1 protein-coding gene is annotated in these 1,205 nt (G+C 61.7%); it reads left to right on the top strand.

Annotated features, from left to right (window positions below):
• Window positions 1–1,205 (top strand): MMPL family transporter (locus tag BJF87_RS19965; RefSeq protein WP_158037563.1); only part of this gene is annotated, 1,205 nt, incomplete at both ends.

The raw sequence follows: 1,205 nt of genomic DNA, 5'->3' as shown, positions 1-1,205 counted from the left end.
CTGTCTCGAGTGGCACGACAAGCACAGTCGGCTGCCGACGCCGTCGCACCGGCGTTGAGTGCACTCGATGCTCCCTGGTGCGTCCAGATCCCGCAGTGTTCGGCCTTGCAGACACAGACCTCGGACATCCGCGCATTGGCCGACAACCAGTCCCTCGGTCGTATCGCGGACTTCGCTACCCAGCTCGGTGGAGTCGAGGGCCCGGGAACGGCGGACCTCGCGCAGTTGCAGAGCTCATTGAACGTCCTCGACTCCGCTCTGCAGACGATCAACGGCCAGGACCTCGGCAGTCGGTTGTCACAGCTCCAGACGGGCGTCCGAGCGCTCGCCGACGGGGCCCGACAGCTGTCCGGCGGTGTGAGCGCATTGGTGGACAGCAACGTACAGCTGCTGGCGGGCCTGTCTCAAGTGGCCGCCCAGCTACGCGCGCCCGCCCGGGACATCGGCAACACTGACTCGGCAACGGGGTTCTACCTACCCGCCGACGCGTTCAAGGATCAACAGTTCAGCCAAGTGGCGCGCCAGTTCATCTCGCCGGATGGCAAGACTGCTCGCTTTGTAGTGCAGACCGCCTACGATCCGTATACCGCGGATGCCATGACGTTGGCGAACAGTCTGTCGAAGGTGGCCGAGGACGCCATGCCGAACACCACGCTGCAGGGTGCGCGCGCATCTGTCGCCGGGTTCCCGGCGATCAACGCCGACATCCAACGACTTCTGGCGTACGATTTCAAGTTACTCGGATTCGGAACGATCCTGATAGTCGGCCTGATCCTAATGCTCTTACTCAGGGCGATCGTCGCACCGATCTATCTACTGGCCACTGTCGTTCTCAACTACGCAGCCGCTCTGGGCATCGGTGTCCTAGTTCTGCAACACATTTTCGGCAATGAAATTGCCTGGCCGGTCCCGCTGGTGTCTTTCATCGTTCTAGTGGCAGTGGGGGCCGACTACAACATGCTGTTGGTTTCCCGGCTCAGAGAGGAATCGGTGGCCAATATCCGGCTCGGAGTTCTACGCACCGTCGCATACACCGGCTCGGTCATCACCTCGGCCGGTTTGATCTTCGCGGCGAGCATGTTCGGACTCATGCTGGGATCGATCGACGTGATGGTGCAGATCGGCTTCATCATCGGTATCGGGTTACTCCTGGACACCTTTCTCGTCCGCACGATTGTCGTCCCTGCGCTGGCAGCATTGCTCGG

This window comes from Gordonia sp. CNJ-863, assembly GCF_001942325.1.
In the GTDB taxonomy this organism is placed as follows: Bacteria; Actinomycetota; Actinomycetes; order Mycobacteriales; family Mycobacteriaceae; genus Gordonia; species Gordonia alkanivorans.
This window is presented reverse-complemented; position numbering and strand designations above follow the sequence as displayed.